The sequence below is a fragment of the Thermovirga sp. genome (genome assembly GCF_017656375.1).
In the GTDB taxonomy this organism is placed as follows: domain Bacteria; phylum Synergistota; class Synergistia; order Synergistales; family Thermovirgaceae; genus Thermovirga.
The window spans coordinates 1-19,227 of the sequence record NZ_JACDOB010000018.1 but is presented as its reverse complement, the minus strand read 5'-3'; the positions used below and the strand labels follow the sequence as shown (position 1 = coordinate 19,227).

Annotated in this window: 17 protein-coding genes; 9 read left to right on the top strand and 8 right to left on the bottom strand. The window is 47.1% G+C overall.

Features of this window, described 5'->3' with window-relative positions; all coding sequences use genetic code 11:
- Window positions 1-68: 68 nt before the first annotated feature.
- The 4 genes from H0Z23_RS06380 to H0Z23_RS06365 all read right to left on the bottom strand — a co-directional run bounded on the left by H0Z23_RS06380 (window position 69) and on the right by H0Z23_RS06365 (window position 7,483).
- Entirely contained in the window at window positions 69-683 is a 615-nt protein-coding gene (locus H0Z23_RS06380; RefSeq protein ID WP_296868348.1) for an isochorismatase family cysteine hydrolase, read from the bottom strand.
- Window positions 680-4,324, bottom strand: coding sequence for an exodeoxyribonuclease V subunit beta (locus tag H0Z23_RS06375; protein ID WP_296868346.1), 3,645 nt, complete (start codon window positions 4,322-4,324; stop codon window positions 680-682). Before H0Z23_RS06375 ends, H0Z23_RS06380 begins: the two co-directional genes overlap by 4 nt.
- A complete protein-coding gene (locus tag H0Z23_RS06370; RefSeq protein ID WP_296868344.1) occupies window positions 4,317-7,220 on the bottom strand; it encodes a PD-(D/E)XK nuclease family protein in 2,904 nt (967 codons plus the stop codon). The genes H0Z23_RS06375 and H0Z23_RS06370 overlap by 8 nt, the downstream gene beginning before the upstream one ends.
- Window positions 7,221-7,324: 104 nt before the next feature.
- Window positions 7,325-7,483, bottom strand: coding sequence for a hypothetical protein (locus H0Z23_RS06365; RefSeq protein ID WP_296868342.1), 159 nt, complete (start codon window positions 7,481-7,483; stop codon window positions 7,325-7,327).
- A gap of 452 nt (window positions 7,484-7,935) precedes the next feature.
- On the opposite strand from H0Z23_RS06365, the gene H0Z23_RS06360 reads away from it, so the two are divergent.
- Window positions 7,936-9,252, top strand: a complete 1,317-nt coding sequence (locus tag H0Z23_RS06360) for an MFS transporter (RefSeq protein ID WP_296868341.1) — start codon at window positions 7,936-7,938, stop codon at window positions 9,250-9,252.
- A 7-nt stretch (window positions 9,253-9,259) separates the two neighbouring features.
- Here the strand turns inward: H0Z23_RS06360 and H0Z23_RS06355 are convergent, their stop codons facing one another.
- Together H0Z23_RS06355 and H0Z23_RS06350 are read right to left on the bottom strand one after the other, a co-directional pair.
- Window positions 9,260-10,042, bottom strand: a complete 783-nt coding sequence (locus tag H0Z23_RS06355; protein ID WP_296868339.1) for a DUF2993 domain-containing protein — start codon at window positions 10,040-10,042, stop codon at window positions 9,260-9,262.
- 33 nt (window positions 10,043-10,075) lie between these two features.
- Complete coding sequence (locus tag H0Z23_RS06350; RefSeq protein ID WP_296868375.1) at window positions 10,076-10,597, bottom strand: GNAT family N-acetyltransferase; 522 nt, start codon at window positions 10,595-10,597, stop codon at window positions 10,076-10,078.
- Window positions 10,598-10,693: 96 nt separating this feature from the next.
- Here H0Z23_RS06350 and H0Z23_RS06345 point away from each other — a divergent pair, with 96 nt between their 5' ends.
- From H0Z23_RS06345 to H0Z23_RS06310, 8 genes are all read left to right on the top strand, one after another.
- Window positions 10,694-10,888, top strand: a complete 195-nt coding sequence (locus H0Z23_RS06345; RefSeq protein WP_296868338.1) for a hypothetical protein — start codon at window positions 10,694-10,696, stop codon at window positions 10,886-10,888.
- Window positions 10,885-12,033 (top strand): DNA/RNA nuclease SfsA, encoded by a 1,149-nt coding sequence (sfsA, locus tag H0Z23_RS06340; RefSeq protein WP_296868336.1) that lies wholly within the window; start codon window positions 10,885-10,887, stop codon window positions 12,031-12,033. The genes H0Z23_RS06345 and sfsA overlap by 4 nt, the downstream gene beginning before the upstream one ends.
- Window positions 12,034-12,070: 37 nt before the next feature.
- Window positions 12,071-12,382, top strand: a complete 312-nt coding sequence (locus tag H0Z23_RS06335) for a metalloregulator ArsR/SmtB family transcription factor (RefSeq protein WP_296868335.1) — start codon at window positions 12,071-12,073, stop codon at window positions 12,380-12,382.
- Between the two features lie 16 nt (window positions 12,383-12,398).
- Window positions 12,399-12,641, top strand: coding sequence for a thioredoxin family protein (locus H0Z23_RS06330; RefSeq protein WP_296868333.1), 243 nt, complete (start codon window positions 12,399-12,401; stop codon window positions 12,639-12,641).
- Window positions 12,642-12,769: 128 nt separating this feature from the next.
- Window positions 12,770-13,939 carry a permease gene (locus tag H0Z23_RS06325; protein WP_296868332.1) on the top strand — a complete coding sequence of 390 codons (1,170 nt, stop codon included), beginning with the start codon at window positions 12,770-12,772 and terminating at the stop codon, window positions 13,937-13,939.
- A 64-nt stretch (window positions 13,940-14,003) separates the two neighbouring features.
- Entirely contained in the window at window positions 14,004-14,276 is a 273-nt protein-coding gene (locus tag H0Z23_RS06320) for a (2Fe-2S)-binding protein (RefSeq protein ID WP_296868330.1), read from the top strand.
- Between the two features lie 111 nt (window positions 14,277-14,387).
- Window positions 14,388-15,284 (top strand): DMT family transporter, encoded by an 897-nt coding sequence (locus H0Z23_RS06315; protein WP_296868328.1) that lies wholly within the window; start codon window positions 14,388-14,390, stop codon window positions 15,282-15,284.
- Window positions 15,281-16,441 carry an MFS transporter gene (locus H0Z23_RS06310; RefSeq protein ID WP_296868327.1) on the top strand — a complete coding sequence of 387 codons (1,161 nt, stop codon included), beginning with the start codon at window positions 15,281-15,283 and terminating at the stop codon, window positions 16,439-16,441. The genes H0Z23_RS06315 and H0Z23_RS06310 overlap by 4 nt, the downstream gene beginning before the upstream one ends.
- On the opposite strand, the gene H0Z23_RS06305 is transcribed toward H0Z23_RS06310, so the two are convergent.
- Both H0Z23_RS06305 and H0Z23_RS06300 read right to left on the bottom strand, forming a co-directional pair.
- Entirely contained in the window at window positions 16,432-17,280 is an 849-nt protein-coding gene (locus tag H0Z23_RS06305) for a hypothetical protein (RefSeq protein ID WP_296868325.1), read from the bottom strand. The two genes, H0Z23_RS06310 and H0Z23_RS06305, sit on opposite strands and share 10 nt — an antisense overlap.
- Window positions 17,281-17,359: 79 nt before the next feature.
- Window positions 17,360-18,979 (bottom strand): amidohydrolase, encoded by a 1,620-nt coding sequence (locus H0Z23_RS06300; protein ID WP_296868324.1) that lies wholly within the window; start codon window positions 18,977-18,979, stop codon window positions 17,360-17,362.
- Window positions 18,980-19,227: the final 248 nt, after the last annotated feature.

The window sequence follows — 19,227 nt, the reverse complement described above, 5'->3', positions numbered from 1 at the left end:
TAAATGCCACATATAATTCTACCACATCCAACTCATATTGAACGGGATTTTCGTCATATAGGGGATTCTTAGGTGTCCATGATGGAGCTTATTATTTCATCGGCCTTCAATATTATGGCGCCTATGGCCTCAAGCTCTTTTTTGCCCCTTTCGTAAAGGCCGGAAACACCGTCTTCTGCAACTATGATTTCAAAGTCCCTTTCGCAGGCCTCGTAAATGCTAGTTCGTGGGCAGTTTGGGAAATTTGATCCCGTGAACACCAGGGTGCGAACCCCGAGCTTGTCCAGGACCTCTTCCAGGCATGTCTTGTAAAACGCACCAAATCGGCTTTTGTAGATTATGCATTCCGAAGGCCCTATCCATTGTGGCTTCCCACTCAAAAGCAAGGGAATATCAAGCTCAACATGCTCCTTGAGTAACGCTCCGGCCAATTGGCACCCTTTCGTGCCGGCTAGAACGGGGCCTCTCCTTGATATTACTGAAGCTCTTCTGAATGGTTCCACATTGGATCCATCAGGAAGATATATTCTCACTATGTGAATTACAGGAAGCCCCTTCTCCCTAAAGGCATTGCATAACTTTCCTGCTATTTCAGAGACGCTTTGGTTTTCTTCCCTTCCGAAGGGGCTTCCGGGAAGGAAGTCTTCCTGGATGTCAATAGTTATAAGGCACGATCTTTTCATGAGGTTTCCTCCCTTTTGGGTGAATAAGGCATCGCAGTGCAGGAACCTCTCCATGGGCAGATTTTGCAGTTGGATCTTTCGGGCTTGAAGGGTCCATGGGCAGCTAGCGAAGCTACTTCCACGATTTTTTCCTCTTCCTCCTCAAAATTTAAGGAGTTTAGTAACACCTTTTCCATGACAGCCTCAGGAAGGTGGTAAATGCCAAGCAAACTTGGGGCTTCTGCAGTTATCTTCCAGAGGGCCACCCCATAGAAGATGAGCTGATCCCTGTAAAGTGCCCGTGATCCTTCTTCTGGCGCGGAGATCTTGTAATCTATGATTGAAAATGCGCCGTTCTCCTCGAAGACAAGGTCCATGTATCCCGTCATCTGCGTCTTGTTCCCAATGCCAACTTGAAAGGGAAGTTCCTTCATGACCTTTCGTGCAGCTTTAACCTTGGATGCCAGTGGGCTATCAAGCAACTTATAAAGCCATTTTTTGATCTCCTTGACGGTTGAACTGTCCCTGTAAGGAGCCCGTAGGTAGGGAGGGATAATCTTGCTCTGTTCTTCTAGTTGTTTGGTATTTTCCGGAAGTAAGAAGTTTAAGGACTCTTCAGTATAATCCCATTCCTTGAGAAGCCAGTGTGCGAGGCTCCCAACGTCGCTTCCACCTCTGCCGTCGTCGGTGGCGGATTCCCAGGGAATGTCCAGCCCTTGGCGATATTTCATTCTGTAAGCATGGGGGCAGAAATTGTAAAGGGAGTAAATGCTGGCCGTAATGTGTTCAAGGAATAGGCCCTCTGACACAGGTTCCTTGCCCAGGATGATGGTTGGCCCTGGCGAAGGCTTATCTTTCCCTGAATCGCCATAAGTTTTATTTTGTGTTTTTTCTTCAGGCGGAGAGAGTATCGTTAGGCTGCTTTCGTCCCCTAAATCCTCCAAGTTAGGGGAAATCAACTCTAGCCATGAATTTTTCTTGGGCTTCAGTTTGTTGTCCTGGTCCAGATGGCATATTCCACATAAGATGAGGGAGTCCTTTGCCCTGGTGCAGGCCACGTATAACAGCCTTTCTTGCTCCTCTAGGAGCTCTTGAGCTTCGAAAATGGAGTGTATGTCTTTGCTCAAGAGCTTTTGTTCCTTTTCAGGTACCCACTCCTCGGGCAGCTTGCTTAAAGTTACCCCAAGCCATTGGGAAGGCAATATTGAGTCATTTTTATTGCCAAAGGCATATTCAAGGCCAGTGACCGCCACAACAGGAAACTCCAGCCCCTTGGCTGCATGTACAGTCATTACCCTTATCATATCGTCGTTATCTCCAAGTATGTCAGCTTCCTGCATGTCTGCTCCTTGGTATGTGGCTCTTTCTATGTAGGCTGCAGCCCCTTCGAGGCTTGGGTCTACATAATTTTCATATTCCCTTACGACATCTATGGCCTTCCGCAAATTGGCTGCTATCCTTCTCCGCTTCCATCTCGGATAAGAGAGAAGGGTAGTGCCTTCTTCCAATAGCGAGGCCAAAGCCCAGGAAGCGCCCTTAACCTTTGCCACTTTCCTGAGCCTCATGAAGGCTTCCCATTTTTGAGGGTGATTCTGCCTGAATAACTCTGATAGTGCTGATTTGCCTTTCTCACATAGCTTTATGAGGGAGGAAGCATCTTCAAGAGAGAGCCCGCTCAAAGGCGAGCTCAGGAAGGATGCCATTGCAAGGTGGTCATTGGGCCTAGCGAGGGCCTTAAGTAAATAGGCTATGTCCTTGGTCTCCCCTCGACTGTAGAAGCTGCGGTTTCCTTCGAAATAAACGGGCAACTGCAACGTTTCTATAAATGCCTTTTCTATGGCTTCATACTGGGTCCTCGTGGGCACCAAAATGGCAAAGTCCCTATATCGGACTGGCCTATGGGCAAAATTGCCTTCCTCGTCCTTGTCCCATATGGTTTTCCCGGTGGCTACGGACTCAGCTATGAAGTTGCCCAAAGCCTCAAGAGAAGTGGATCTTAATTCGTTTGTGTTTACTTTGTTTTCCTTGTCGGAGGGGCAAGCAGCAATAAATATCTTAAAGGGCTCCATGGTGGATTTTTGGCGCCTTGGCCACCATTCATGATGCGTCGGTGCCTTTAGGGCCATGAAACGCTTTTGTATGTCCTTTGCTATGGAGTAAGGCCATATCTTCGAAAACATATTGTTGACTTTTTCCATGACGGCCTCCCTGCTCCTGAAAGATATGTCCAGGTTTATAGGCTTAACGTCAGAGCCATGCTGGGAGTCCTTTATGTATTCCCAGAAAATTTTTGGTTGGGCGTGCCTGAACCTATAGATAGACTGTTGAAGGTCTCCCACTATGAACAACGAAGAGGCTCCCTTTTCCTTAATGGCCTTTAGCATCAAGTCCTGGAGGCCGTCGGTGTCCTGGAATTCGTCTACGAGGACGTGAGTGAACCTTTCAGCGTACTTTTCGTCATCTTGGAGCACCCGGAGGGCAAAGCGGATAAGGTCGTCAAAGGATAAGATGCCTCTCCTGTAACGGATTGTTTGGACATATTTCCATAAGACAGCAAATGTTTTGATTAGGACCTCCCGTGCCATTTTTTCCTCCGCGGGAGAGCCATTCTTTATGAACTGTGCCACCTGGAGCCAGGTTTTGTTGCTCTCCCTATAGTCCCTCGCGGTCATGTTTATTGCATCTTCCAGGAACTCGTCGGCAGCCCTTTTGGCATTTCCGTTATGAAGAGCTTTTAGCGGGCCATCCTCTCCCCAGAGAGATATGATGAAATCTGCTGCATTTTCTTCGTTTATGGGATCTTTCCATGTGCTTTCAAGCATAAGGAGCCGTTTGGAGAACTTAGCTTTGTCCTTTTTGAGGTCAATCTTGCTTTTAATGTAAGGAATAAGCTCTTCAATCCACATTTTTTGCGCGCTTCGCCAATCTTCAAAGAACCTTTTTATGAGCAGGCTTTTTGTTTTTTCATCAGTTTCTTCTAGGTTTTCTGTCATCTTCCAGGCATCTTCGGGGGTTGTCCCTTTGCTTCCGTGAGAGCTCATGAAGCTTTTTGCTGAGGAAGCAATGGCTTCTGCTCCGAAGGTGTTAAGCAGATCCAAGAGCCTAGGGGAGTTTAAAGTTTCCCGCGCTCTTTCTTTCCATTCTTGCGGCAGCTGGTCAATGATGGCTTCTGCCTCTTGGTAATCTAACGCTCTCTCAATGGAGAGCCAGAGGGCGGCATTTTCTGCATTCGTAATAACCCTTGCATTTGGGTCCAAATCCAAAGACAAGCCGCATTCTTTCATTACCCTCATGGAAAAGGAGTGAATGGTGGAAATATAGGCATCATCTATCCTTTCCAAAAGATTTTTAAAGGTATCCGACATGGGTGGAATATCATTGGCTAACTTCTTTAGTATCCTCTCGATTCTTTCCTTCATTTCAGAAGCTGCCTTTTCGGTGAAAGTGATGGTCAATATATTGTTCAATGGAACAGATAGGGCAGAGGCAATCCATATAAATCTCCAGGCGAGGGTAAGGGTTTTCCCTGAGCCAGCCCCAGCGCTGACAGATATGAGCTTCTCCGTGGAAGTCACAGCCTCTAATTGGCTTTCTTCCAGCTTTTCCACGGTTTTTAAATAATCAAGGAGGATTTGTTTTTTATCTGGAGACTTTTTACCCATTTTCCTCTGTCCCTCCAGCTTTTGCTTCGTGTTTTCTGCAAAGCCCAATGTAGCCGCACATTCCGCAGGTTTTAGAGTTGTAATTGGGAAGGAATGTGCCTTCCTTTAAAGCTTGAGCCATTTCAGCAAGTTTTCCTATGGCTTCCTCTTTGGCATCCTTGAGAGGCTTGTTCCTCTTGCCTTTTACCTTGAGCTCATCCGAGTCGCTGATGATGGTAGCTCCTCCGTCGCTCATGCCGAGGTATATAACTCCCTTTACTGGAGGGGCGCTTTCCTTTTCTTCCCATGCAAGGGCATAGGATGCCAATTGAAGGGCCTTACTGTAGCTTGAAGCTTTCCCCAGCTTGTAATCGTAAATAATTACACCGTCATCTAATATGTCCACCCTGTCACATCGGCCACTGAAGGGCATATCACCTACGGTGATGCTAACGGTCTCTTCCGTTAATTGCCCCTTTTTGGTGTTTTTAAGCCTTTCTTCTAGTTCCTCTTGGACCTGGCAAAGCCTTTTTGCCTGGAATTTAAGCCGTTTGTTATGCCTGTATAATGGCCCCTTGGGGTTCAAAAGTTCGGGGTAATACTCTTGCAGCTCTTGTTCCCATATCGTGTCGATTATCTGTTCCAACGGCATGCCAGTCTCGCTTTTCCGTTTCCATGACTCTTCCCAGAGGTGGTGAATAAAGGTTCCCGCTTTCCGGGGATCAAAAAGGCCTACAATGGGCTCTTCTATTTTCAAGTGCCTTGCCACAAAATACCTGAAAGGGCAATCACACCAGATGTCCAGGTCGCTCAAGTTAGCTTTTGTTATTTCCTTTTTGGCTTTTGCCGTGGGTAGCTCTTTGCCTTCTGGCAATCTATCCTTTGGGGTAGAGGGCTCGTCTATCTCTCGCACTTCTATGGGCAGTATGCGGAAATCCTCATCGGAAGGGATGACGTCTTTTAATCCCTTAATTATGGGCTCCTCGCCGAGGCTTATCACCCAGGGTTCTGTGCCTTCGGCGGCCTTCTCGAAGAAGGGGGACCTTCTTAATGGCCTCCCTGCATCGTCCTGAAGGGGCCTGCTTACCACAGTGACGGACTTACCGCAGCATAGAAGCCTCCGAAACAGGGCGTGCCTTTGTTGCCGGATCTCTGAGAGCAAGGGCAGGTGGAAGGCCCCCAGTTCCAGGGATGGATCTTCATGTAGGCTTTCTCGCTCTTCGTCGGTCAAAAGAGGAGATTGGCGAAGGTTTCCTGGCCAGGAGGATGAGTCGCTTCCCGTAAGTATCCATACATCGTGGTAGGTTAAGACTGGAGGAGTCGCGGTGTATATGGATACGGAATTCTTGATCCTGGGGCCGCGCCATAGGTTTGACCTTTCGGCCCACGCTGAAAGGAATGCTATAGCGTCATCCTTTTGAAGATGTACATGGCCTGCTGCGCCGAGGTTCGGCTCAACCTCCCTTATCTGGATGGCCTTTTCCTTCAGTTCCTTCAAGGCCTCGTTTAACTGGCGTGCTTTTTCGTCCAGCTCTGGGAAGTTTAGGGTTTCGGAAGATATGTTCATTCCCCACTCGGAGTTTTTATTATCCATTCCTGCCAGTGCCATCAGCTCGTCGAAAAGTTCTGTCGGCGAGCCCCCTGATTCTATCTTCTGTGCGAACTTGACGATCCTGTCAAAATGTTTCAATGCAGAAGGAGCGTTAGAGGACAGGAAAGTTCTCCACCCATCTATGCCCTTAGGCAATTCGTCCATGGCTTTATCCAGGGGGAACGATTCCCCTGCCATGTAAGGAGAGGCAAGGAGCCAAGCTGTATCCTCAGTGGGGAAGTTACTGCAATGCAGTTCCCAGGCTTTTTGTGCACCTTGCCATAAGAGGGTGCAAGCCACGGCTGGGCCGTTTTCAAGGAAGTATGGTATGTTGTATCTTTGTAATGCTTCTTTCAGGGTCGAGAGGCGAGAGGATTCAATCATCATGCCTATCTTGCCCCAGCCGGGAAATGGCAAGCGGCTGGTTTCCATGAAGGGCCCTTTATTTTGTGACCACAGCACCAGGTAGCGGGCCAAAAGCTCCAGTTCAAGGCGCTGGTCTCCCAAGACTGTTTCTATGGTGTTGACGGTATCTTGCTCATTTAAAGTTACAATTTCATCAGTTATGGATTTGAGTTGTTCCTTTGCGTCGTGAATATCAAGGCCTGTTTGGGGCTTGAGTATAGTGATATTGGCTCCCAGGTCTTTTAGGCTTCGCACTAGCAAGAGCTGGCCGTGGGTAAAGCTCAAAAAGCCAGCGAACACGAAGTGGTAGTTCTTGAGCCACCTATGGGCAGAAAGGGGAGTTTTCTCAAGGAGCGCCCTCACGCTTGTAGCTGTCTGGGCACTGTCCATGAGGTTGTTGTCATCAAGATATTGAACGTAATCGTGGTATAAGCGGCATAAAAGTTTTTGGGCAGTGTCAAGAGGGCATTTCCCCTTTTCACATCTTTCGCAGCCGTTGAGTTTGGCAAGGTGTTCTGGCAGTACCTCCTCGCGAAGCAACTCCCTCAAGGTTTTCCCTAGCAGGTCGACAAAGCCCTTTCTTTTAAAGGAAGGGGGAACCTTTGATTCTGCCTCTTTTATCACGTTTTTGAGTATGTAATTGACCACAAGCCAATGGTCGGGAGGGTCAATCTGGCGCCTCAAGCTACTTGATGGAGCCTGTAATTGCGAAGCGGCCTCCCGATATAACTCCTCCCACCGTATTATCTTGCGGTGCTTCCCCAAGAGGGAAGAGTCGGAAGATAACATCTCTTCCAGTATTCGCACATCGCCACTGCTTGGCACAAGAATATAGCACCCCCTGGGAGCACCGTTGATTAATTTCCTTAGCAGGGCAGAGGAGTTGTGGAAGAACTTATATTCAACTAATTGAACAGACATGGCCACCTCCAAAAGGCTGCTGGATATTTAAGTATTACCCTCTTATTTTACCAGCAATCCTTTTAAGGAGGCGGTTGAAGTTTTTTAATGTCCAAGTTCAAGCATTAACGGAAGCCTTCAAAAGGGCCTCTCCAGAGCATATCGTTGGGCAGGCTTTCGAAGCGTTCTTCCAAGGGCCAAGTAGCGAAATTTCTGGCGTTTGTTAATGACTGATAAGCGGCCTTTGGCTTTTGAGTTTGTTTTCTCATCTTCTCTTTTTTCATTGTTATCCCTCCTCTTTGCTTTGCTCAAAATGCTGAAGCTCAAAAACAAAAAGCCGGAACCCTTTTGGGGTTCCGGCTCCTTGCGCTTAGGTTATGCCTAATCGGCAGGTGCACCAGGAGGGAACCCAACGGTCAGTACGAGAATAATAAGGCTAATTATTACGTTAAGCTTGCAAGCAAAAATGCTCTTTTCTGCCATGAAAGGTACCCTCCTTTCTATTTCATTTAGTATAAGGTCTGAATTTTCAGATAATTCTATAATGAAGAAAGAAGCTTGTCAAAAGGTATATTGCATGCACGGGTTTTGGCATTAATAGGTAGTCTTCCTTTTTGTTGGGATTTTTGCGTTGAAGCTACCAAATAGAGGTGGTGTTCTGTTAGACTATTGAAATTGGGGAAAACTGTAAGAAGCTGGATGTGTAGTTCTATATTTGCGGTGGGAGGAGTTGGGCGTGAAGTTGCATGAAAACGTGAAGGGTTCTGAGGCTCTTAGGAAGGCTTATCGCTACAGATGGATAGTATGGGGTTCCATGGTTTTGGCTTATATGGTGGTTTTCTTTCATAGGTTGGCGGCGGGAGTAGTTAAGGAGGATATAATCAATACCTTTGGCTTGTCCTACACGGAGTTTGGGAATCTGGCATCCATGTACTTTTATGCATATATGATAATGCAAGTGCCTGTAGGAATCCTTGCTGACACATTGGGAGCCAGGATCACTGTGTCCACAGGAATGCTTATTGCAGCTGTTGGCTCAGTAGTATTTGGCCTGGCGAAGAGTGTTTTTGCCATTTTCTTAGGCCGGTTCCTTGTAGGTATAGGCGTTTCGGTAGTTTTCGTCTGCGTGCTGAAAGTCCAATCCCAATGGTTCAGAGAGGACGAGTTCGCTTCTGTTTCAGGGGCAACCAACCTTATAGGCAACCTGGGAGGGCTCGTAGCCCAAACTCCTTTGGCTGTGATGGTGGTAGCGTTCACCTGGAGGTACACCTTTGTTGGCATTGGGGCCCTTTCAGCAGCCTTGGCGATCATGTGCTTTGTTCTTATTCGCAATAAGCCTCAGGATATGGGGTTCCCTCCAATACATGAAAATGGTTCATTGGAAGAAAATAAAAAGGTAAGCATTACTAGCGGTCTCATGGAGGTAGTTAAAGATATACACCTCTGGCCGTGTTTTTTGTATGTTCCTTTGGTGGCGGGGGCCTACATTGCCTTTACTGGTGCATGGGGCGTTCCTTTCCTTTCAGAGGTGTACGGAATGTCAGCCAAAGAAGCTTCTGGCTTCATAATTATGGCTGTTTTAGGGGCCATGCTGGGTGGCGTTTTTATGGGATGGGTTTCCGATAAGCTGAAAATGAGGAAACTCCCGGTGGTTTTGGTCAGCGTAGCTCAGGTTTTATCTTGGGCAGGGATTGTCTTTTTAGCGGGAAAGCCAATTAATGGTATTCTTCTCAAGGGCTTGTTTTTCGTTATGGGGTTCACATCCATGGGTGTAGTGGTGACCTGGGCAATAATAAAAGAGATGAGCCATCCGGAGAGGACGGGAGTGGCAATTTCGGTCATGAACATGATAACTTTCCTAGGGCTTGCTATTTATCCACCCCTTATGGGCAAAATTATAGATATTTTCAAGGCTTCAGGCCCAGCTTACGCTTACAGGAGCGCCTTTATGTTCTGTTTGCTTGCCACTGCTGTGGCTTTGGGGTTGATTTTCCTTGCCAAGGAGACAGGATGCAAAAATATATATGCTACCCGTAAAGGGTTAAAAAAATAAGACAAGGTTACTCGTTACTTTTCTCATAAGTGTACTTGATTCCTTCAAAGGGTTCAGGGTCTAGGCGGCTCGCCAGGGTCACCTTGTCTTCTGTTTGTTCTATTTTGTCCAGGGTTAATGGGAAGATAAACTCGTTCAGGTCTATGACAGGCTGTATCTGGGATATGGCCTTTTCGGTTATGCTTTTGGGAAGGTCTACTTTGTTGACACGCATGACGTAATCTGCTAGCCAAAGCTCTTTGCCCTTGTGGATCTCAAATCTTCCTTCAAGCTCTATTAGGATGTCCAGCTTGAAGAGAAATTTAGTCAGGTAATATCCCCTGACGTAAAGGCCGCCATCCCTGAAGTCTAAAAGAAGGTCGTGCCAGTGGCCGTCATTGTCGCCAAACTCCTCGCTGAGGAGAGCCTTGTTTACGTCCTCTTCAAGTATGGTGGCTTTTGCCTTTATGTCCAGCATATTTCTTACATCTGGTGGTTCAGTGTCCCAGGTGGAGGGTGGAGTAAACCCCACATCTATAGCTTCGATAGCCAGGTGAGCGATCCTTACGCCACCTATATCGCAACCTATCAGATTCAAGTATATATGTCCAACTTTGCCGTTTTCGTCCGGTTCCTGGTTTAGGATCAATTCCATCTTTTCCGGCTTCAGGCCTTCGATGAACGCTTCGTAAAGTTTTTGCGATGCAGGGGCATTTCCCTCTTGGGCGCTTGCCGGAATAGATATAGCAAAAGCTAAAAAAGCGATGATTATGGTAATAAATACATTAATAGCTTTTTTAAAGCTGTTCATTCTCCATCTCTCCAATTTTGTGGGTTTGGCACGTCATGCTTTCCCTATAGGCAGCTTTCGGAAAGTGCTTGCTAGATCCGTGAGTTCGTTGCCATCTAGACGGTTCAAGATGATTCTATTTTGAGGCTTTGCCCCTATAGTTTTGTAGAAGGCTTGAGCCTTTGTGTTCCAGGTGTGGACGCACCATTCCAGGCGCCTTCCGCCTATCTGTAGGGTTAGATGTGCAAGGTAAGATAAAATGATTTTTCCTATGCCTTTGCCCCTATGAGCAGGTTTTACGTATAGGTCCTCAAGATATACTCCAGGTTTTCCTTCAAAGGTGGAGAAGTTATAAAAGAAAAGGGCGAAAGCTATAGGCTCGTCCTCTATGCAACCAAAGATAACTTGCGCCCTGGGATTTTCACCGAATAGGTGTTCTGTAAGCGAATCTTCGGAGGCCTTTACTTCCTCGAGCAACCCTTCATGCTTGGCAAGTTCCCGTATGAATTGCAAAATAGTTGGAACGTCCTCTTTAGTAGCCTCTCTAATATAGAAATTTTCTACTAAATTTGTCATTTTTCCCAAAACGGTGTCTCCTCCTCAGAACAATTCCTATTATACATAAAAGTGAGAATTATTATAAATTGTTTATTGTCGTGATAAACTAAGGTCATGACTGAAAAGAGAACGCCTTTTAACGGCGGAAGCGAACTAAGAAAGAAAGCTGAGGAACTTCTTCAAGCTGGGGAAACGAAAGATGTGAGAGATAAATGGCTGGCCCTTGCAGAGGAAGCGGCCCAGGAGGGGGACTACTTGCTGTCCGAGTACGCGTACAAAAAGGCCTTGGGATTGAGGGTCCTGTGGTGAAGCTTTCGCCTGATATTCAAAAGCCCTATAAGGCCGTAAAGGGTTCCCCCGTGAAGGCCGTCTTTCAGGAGAGGCTGAACCGCTTTGTGGCCCTATGCAGGGTGGGTTCAGATGTGGTAAAAGCTCACCTGCCGAATCCAGGCAGGCTGTGGGAACTTCTCTATGAAAATTCGGAGCTTATTTTGGAAAAGTCCAGTAGCGTAAATAGATCCACTAGCTATACGGTGGTGGCGGTAAAAACTTCCAAGGGCCCTGTCATGCTCCACACCCATAGGGTCAACAGTGCCGTTGCATGGCTGGTTGGCAGGGGGAAACTTTTTGGGTTTGAGGACCATAGGCTCGTTGGAAGAGAAGTGACCTACGGGGAGCACAGGTTTGACTTGCTTATGGACGGTCCCCAAGGCAAGGTGTTAGTGGAGGTAAAGTCATGCACGCTCTTTGGAGAACTTTTGGCCATGTTTCCTGACGCTCCTTCTGCAAGGGCCGTAAAGCATGTAAGGCATCTTGGGGAACTTTCGAGGCAAGGCATAAAGACGGCTGTGGTTTTTGCCGTTCAGGTCCCGCAGCCCAAGTTTTTCCTGCCAGATTTTCATACCGATTACGATTTCGCTAGGGCCGTCTTGGCTGAAAGGGAACATGTTAGGTTTTCCCCCGTTGCGTTGAAGTGGAGCGAAGAGAGCCTTAAGCTGAGCGAGTGCTCAAGTGGCATTGAAATTCCATGGAAGCTACTGGAGGAATGGTGTGTAGATGCCGGAAGCTACGTTGCCATATTTGAGGCAAGGGGCAGCAAATCCTTTCTAAAGGATGGTTTTTACTGCGTCGCCAAGAACGCAAGGAAAGGCCTCAACTCAGCCGTAGCAAGGGTTAACAGAAAAGCTTGTGTGCCTCACACAGCTTTAGGCACGATGGGGGATAATCTGAAAGTGGTGGGTGTTTTGCCCATCAGGGGCAAGGAAAGGATACCCCACCTGGAAGAGGGCCTGGCTTCTGTCGGCATCCCGATCCCGGAGCACAAAGAAGGCGGCGAAGGTCGGCTGGTCTATTTCCCCAATAACCCCTTGAGGAACAAAGCCTTCATAGACTTACTCCTCAAGTACAGGATCGAACGCCTGGAAGAGAGGATTTTGTCCTTAAATACCCCCTAGGGCTTGACGGTCAGAAAAAGTGTGGTAATATATGCACATGATTTGTTATGCCCATAACAAAAATCACGAAAGAAAAGTGGAGATATTGAAGGCCATGGCTCATCCAGTGAGGTTGGCCATACTGGAAAAGCTAAGGTCAGGTGATATGTGTGCCTGCGTCATAGCAGATATGTTCGAAAGCGACAGGACCACTGTCAGCAAGCACCTGGCCATATTGAAAAAGGCGGGCCTTGTGGAGGACGTGAAGGAAGGAAGAAACATAATATATCGCCTCAAGATGCCGTGTGTCCTCGATGTGATGCCGTGCATCGAGAAGGTTATAAAGCTGGAACGAGAGCGAAAATGCTAAAAGCGAGGTGTAGGTAATGAAGATCCAGATATTAGGCACAGGATGCCCTAAGTGCAAGAAGCTAGCCGAGACGGCGGAAAAAGCGGCCAAGGAGCTGGGGGTGTCCTATGAGCTGGAGAAGGTAACAGACATTAACGACATCATATCCTTTGGGGTCATGGCTACTCCCGGTCTGGCAGTAGACGGAAAGGTCCTGGTTGCTGGAAAGGTTCCGTCTGTGGAGGACGTCAAAAAGATGCTTCAGGGTGCAAACAACTAGGTAAGTGTTCATAAAACAAGCCAAGAAACAAGCCAAGGCCCTGGCCGACAGGCGAGGGCCTTAAAAAAGCAATATATGTGCAAATACTTTCACATAATACCATTATCTCGAGTAGGGGTGAAGATAAAATGAACTCAGAGCTCAAAAAGTTTACGTACCTTCTTTTGGCATTTCTTGCCTTTTACTACATGCCTGTAGAGAGCGCAAGACTTCAGAGTGCCGCAGTAGAGGCATTGGCCATGCTTCATGAATATGCGAGGCAGCATGTCCTTTTATGCCTTGTTCCGGCGTTTTTTATTGCTGGTGCGATAAGCGTGTTTATTTCTCAGCAATCGGTGATGCGATATCTTGGAGCTGGCGCTAAAAGGTGGGTTGCCTACTCAGTTGCTGCCGTTTCGGGCACAATCCTTGCCGTTTGCTCCTGCACGGTGCTTCCCCTTTTTGCAGGGATCTACAAGCGCGGGGCGGGCCTTGGGCCGGCGACTGCCTTTCTTTATTCAGGGCCGGCCATAAACGTGTTGGCCATCATCTTGACGGCTAGAGTCCTTGGATTGGAACTAGGGGTTGCAAGGGCCGTTGGTGCCATATCTTTCAGTGTCATAATAGGGCTTCTTATGGCAACTATTTTCCATGAAGAGGAAGCTAAAAGGCAGGAAGCTTTTGCGGCTTTTCCAGAGCCCGAAGAGGGCAGGCCTTTATGGAAGACCGTTTGGTTTATGGGGAGCATGGTGCTGTTTCTGGTTTTTGCCAATTGGGCAGCTCCGAAGGTCCCTGTAGGTTTCTGGGCGGCGGCCTATAGGATCAAGTGGTATGTTGCTGCGGGCGCTTTAATCTCTACCGTTGCAAGCGCCTGGCTTTGGTACACTAGGGACGAAAGGTCTGAGTGGTTCCAGTCCACATGGGGTTATGCCTTGCAGGTGTTGCCACTTCTTTTCGGGGGCGTTTTGGTGGCAGGGTTTCTTCTGGGAAGGCCAGGGCACGAAGGTCTGATTCCAGGCGAGTGGGTAGCGTCCCTTGTGGGAGGCAACTCGCTGTTCTCCAACTTCTTCGCTACGGTAGCTGCGGCTTTCATGTATTTTGCGACGCTGACGGAAGTGCCTATATTACAGGGGCTTATAGGTGCAGGAATGGGCAAGGGCCCGGCGCTGGCATTGCTTCTTGCAGGGCCTGCTTTGTCGCTTCCCAACATGCTCGTAATAAGGAGCGTCCTTGGGACAAAGAAGACTGTCGCCTATGTGGGATTGGTGATAATTCTTTCAACTATAGCTGGTATGATCTTTGGTACAGTTTTCAGTTAAGGGTATGGAATAAATAAGGCGCAATTGTATAAGCCTGAGCTAATGTCGTTGAGGAGGAGAAAAAATGGATTGGAAAAAAGCCAGTAAAGACGAAATAGTGTGTTACTGCCAAGGGGTAACCAAGGGTGAGATAGTTAAGGCCATGTACGAAGGAGCAACTACCCTGGAAGAAATAATAAAAAAGACAAAAGCAGGAGTCGGTGGTAAATGTAAAGAACTAAATCCAAGGGGTAGGTGCTGTCACCCCGACATTGAGGAAATTATGTCCATATATGGAGAGGCCGTGAGTAATTTGAAAAAATCGTCCTGCTGTGGCCCTAGTTGTTCCTGTTCCTAGCAGATGTAAAAATCATTTCCGAAAAAATAAAGGCTCCCCGGCAAAAAAAGGGGAGCCTTTTTGTGTGCAATTTTGCTTATGGCATGGTATCCTTTACGCTGAGAGGGTGATATGGTGATTACGCCTTTGACTACAAAACAAGTTCTTATTGCAGATAGCTCAATGCTTTTGGCCGCAATATTCTGGGGCTCTGGTTTTGCTGTAACTAATTGGCTTTTAGGATACATGTCTCCTCTGTGGCTTTTGGCGATAAGGTTCCTTGCGAGTGGGATAATTTTGTTCTTTTTCCTATGGCAGAGGGTCAGGAAGCTGAGGAAGGAGCACTTAATCTTAGGAGCACTTCTTGGTGTAGTTCTTGCAGCTACCTTCATAGCCCACATAATAGGCCTTATATATACTACGCCGGGGAAACAGTCCTTTATAGCGGGAAGTAACGTGGTCATGGTTCCTTTCTTGTATGCCCTTTTCTACAGGAGAATGCCATCACTTCTGGCCACCATTGGGGCTTTCGTAACCACTGTAGGGCTTTTGGTAATGGCCTTTACTCCTGGAATGAGCTTTAACCTAGGAGATGGGCTTTCCCTGCTTTTGGCTGTGGGAATTGCCTTTCACGTCATGTTGGTAGGAAACTTGAGCAGGCGAATGGACCCTGTGGCCTTAACGGTGGTGCAACTTTTTGCCAGTGGGGTATTTCTTCTGTTTTTGGCTTTGATCCTGGAGCCTTTGCCCGCCTTTAGTGATGTTGCCTCCAGGGCCTGGTGGGGCCTTGCGTACGTTGTCGTCTTTGTTACGGTAATTCCCTTTTTGATTCAGACTGTTGCACAAAGGTACAGCCCGGAAACTCACGCAGCCATAATATTGTCCATGGAAAGCCCCTCTGGATACATAATAGCCATACTTTTAGGGCAGGAGATTCTAAACTCGCAGATAGTCATAGGAGGCATCTTGATTTTGGCTGGAGTCATACTTGCAGAAACAGAGACATTTTTAGTGAGGAAAAGGAAATGAACCAGATTAAAAAACTGCTTCCCAAGCTCATGATAGCAAATTTTGGAATTATGGCCTTCAGCCAGGTGTATTTTCTTTTGCCTATGTATCTTTCCGACAAGGGGATAACTGACCCAGGAGCAGTTGGTTGGATTTTAGGGGCTTTCTTTTTCGCCAGCACGTTTCCCAGGCCATTTCTGGCTTACTTGGTAGAGGCATTACCTCTTAGAAGGCTGGTGTTTGCTGCTTCTTTTCTTTGTTTTTCGGCAGGTGTAGGAATAGTTTGTTCCAAAGCCGTGGTTCCCTTGATTTTTTGGAGGCTGCTTGCGGGGTTAGGTTTTGGGCTATTTCTTGTAGCTTTGACTACTTATCAAACTTTCGTGATTCCAGAGGAAGTAAGAGGCAGTGCCTTTGCCTTGATAACCGTGGGTTCCATCTTTCCGTTCATCGTGGTTTTGCCCGCTGGGGACTTCATGCTGCACAGAGGCATGGGGGGGCTTTATATATGGCTTGCGCCTCTGATGGCATTAGTCTGTGCCTTTGTTTCATTGACGCTGAGGCCAGCGAAAAGAGGCCAAAAGCAGGAAAAAGAAAACTGGGGAAGCTGGAGGGAGCTTTTATCCCTCAAGTTGGTGAAAGGTTACCTGGTTTCAGCTGTGATTTATGGTTTGACTGATGCTGCTATCATATCCGTTACGTCATTGGCCATGGAGAAGGATCTTCCGCCTTCTGCTTTTATGGTCCCTTTTGCATGGGGGGCACTTCTTATAAGGCTCTTGGGTTTCAAGATTTTGGACATAGTACCCAAAGGGATTCTTGCTTCTTTGGTCATAGGGGTAAACGCGATTGGACTTATAGGAGCTGCACTTGCCTCCAACAATTTGATTTTTGGAGTCTCTGGGTTGATTTACGGGATTGGTGTGGGAATAGGGTTTCCTCTATATCTGGCCCTGGTTGGTGAGGTTGCACCAAGGCACTTAAGGCCAAAAGCAACCGCCTTGGCCTGGTTCCTCCTTGACGGTTGCTATTTTGTTACTCCTATTATATTCGGTTACCTTTCTGAGTTCCTTGGTGCAAGCGGGGCTTTCAGGGCCCTTCCAATCTTTTTGCTGGCTGCGGCTTCCCCCGTGTATTTCTTTTGCTGGCGTTCTTTGGTCAAAAAGGAGCTTCAGCGGTAGCTTTCCATCAGGTGCTGAGCCTTGATGAGCAAGCCAAGCCCTTTCCCCCGCTCCGATAGCATCTGTTTGTAGAACGAATTGAACCCCCCTGGAAGGCTTTCAAACTTGAGGATCCAGCTCTCTTCCCAATCAGGATTTTGTGGGAAAGACTTTACGATCTTGGTACCCGTCAAGGTCTTTCCTTTGGACAAGTCATCCTCCAAGGCCCTTATGGCTAGAAGGCTTAAATTTGCGGCGCGGGTTAGGTGTTTGCGGGACTCAAGCAGGCAAACTCGGGTTTTTTCTGGAATTACATCGGGGACCTCAACAGAAGCTAAAGCGTTCCTTGAGCCCATAAAGGCCTTAAAGGCCTCGTCGAAGATTTCCTTTGGTAAGGGGCCTCTTGTCGATATTATTTTTTGCCTTATATCAAGCCATGTTTCCTCGCAGATCTGCCATTGGGACCTAAGGGATGAATCTACTGCTACAAAGGCTTCCTGCCCCTGGAATACTACAGGTTGCTTTACCCTTATTAGCAGGTTGAGATTAGAGCGTTTGACCGAAAGTAGCATAGAGCGATGGTTGTAAGGTAACTCAGAAAACTCCTCCATAAGCCTCTCTGTAGATAATGTTCCAGCAGGACAAAAATCTACAGCCTTTATTATGTCACCGGGAAGGAGGCCAGAGGCGTAGGGAAGGGAGTCCTCAACGACGTCCTTGACTAAAAAGCCCCCAGTGGATTCCTCTAAGATTAGCCCGGGAACTAAAGGCTGCAAAGACTCCTGGCAAAAAGCAGGAATAGAAGGCGCAAGCCCTATTAGAATGATGCCAAACAAAAGCAGGAATTTACTCATTCTCATAATATCATCTCCTCCTGTACACGGAGTACTTTACCTTTTAAGTATAGCCTAATTAGTGAGAAAAAGTAAAACTTGCTTTTTAGTGCGGGACACATTCCCATCCATCTATTTTGCCGAAACTCAGCTTTCCTCCCACGAATGTGTATAGTGCTTTGGTCTCTCGCAGCTTCATTGTCTTGATGTTTCTTATGTTGCTGTCTAAAATTACCAGGTCTGGAATCATGTTTGCCTTAATCTTGCCGATTTTTTCTTCAAAGCCGCTTGCTTTTGCAGGGTTTACGGTGTACATTTTGAGAGCTTCGCCAATGGATAGCTTTTGTTCAGGAAGCCATCCCCCCTCTGGGAAGCCCTCATCGTCCGTTCTTTCTACGGCTGCCCATATCCCTCTCATAGGATTTGTTGACTCTACTGGTGCGTCGCTTGAGCCAGTGAGGAGTATGCCAGCGTCCATCATGCTTTTCCATGCGTAGGCCCAGCTTAGTCTTTCTTTGCCTATTCTGCTTTCGGTTATCTTTATGTCGCTAGGGACGAAAACAGGCTGAACATCTCCTACTACTCCAAGTTGTGAGAGTTTTGTTATCTGATCAGGCCTACAAACTTGAAGGTGTACCGCCCTGTGCTTGAGCCTTTTAGGGAGCTCCCCTAACGATTTTGTTGCCTCTATTGCCTCAATGAGTTGATCGAGCGCTGCATCACCTATGGCGTGGCTTTGGGTTTGAATTCCCTGTTTATGGCACTCTAGTATTAGATGGGTTAGCTCTTCTTTCGAATAGTTAAGGACACCTGTAGTTGAAGGCTCGTCGGCATAAAAAAAGGACATACCTGCAGTTTTTGCCCCTAATGAGCCATCAAGGAAGAACTTGCGTCCTCCATAGGATAACCATTCGTCATGCCTTGGCAAAAATTCTAGATTTTCTGGTGGCTCGTCGCTGTACAGGTGAACCCTGACGGGGAGTCTACCCTCTTTTTTGAGCTCCAAAAAGGCTTCTACATTTTCTTTGAGGCCGTAGGATGCCGCACTGCAGGGGTTTAAAGAAGTCAGGCCAAAAGAAGCAAGAAATTTGCAAGCTTCTAGGATTTGTCTAGTTTCTTCTTTTTTGTTGTATAAAGATTTCTCCATAGCCTGAACTATGGGCTTTGCGGCTCCTTCGATCAAAATTCCTGTGAAGTTGCCTAAATTGTCAAAGATGGCCCCCTCTGTAGAAGTTGTTACAAACAAGTTACCTTCTTTTAAGGCCCGGGAGTTCGCCACATGAAGATGGGTACACACTCTTTCTAGCACTACCGGATTTGGCGCACCGAGGTTATCTAGTTCCTTCAGGGTTGGAAGGCTGTCGTCTTCCCAGGAAGAATTATCGAAGCGTACACCATAAATCCATTGGTCAGGTCCAAGCTCTAAAGATTTCTTTTTTATCATGTCGTAAAGCTCTTGTTTGGATTTTGCTCCTGAAAGGTCTAGTGCCTTAAGTTGCCTTGATAGGGCCGTAAGGTGCAAATGAGAGTCGTACATGCCAGGTATCACAGTTTTACCTTCCACATCCAGTTTCAGGGCTTTTGAAGCGAGGGGATGATGCTTTACTTCCTCGAAAGTCCCTACAGCCTCTATGCGAGAAATCGTAAAAAGGACGGCCTCTGCTTTTGGTTTTTCCTCATCTCCGGTCCATATGTCTCCATTGTAAATGAGCAAGCTTTTACCCACAGCCAACACCTCCTTATAGCTACACGAAAAATAATAAGCGCTTTAAAGCAACACCACAAGGTCGAGTTTATTTCCAAATAGGAAAACAAAATACTAACATAAGAAAATACAATATACATTACATCAATTCGATTGACAAAAGCACAGCTTTATCTGAATATTTAAACAAATGAATTTATGTAAAGTTATTTCTTTTGGAGGTGGAGGAGTATGGCGGTCGAGATTCGCTCATGGAAGGAAGTGCCCTT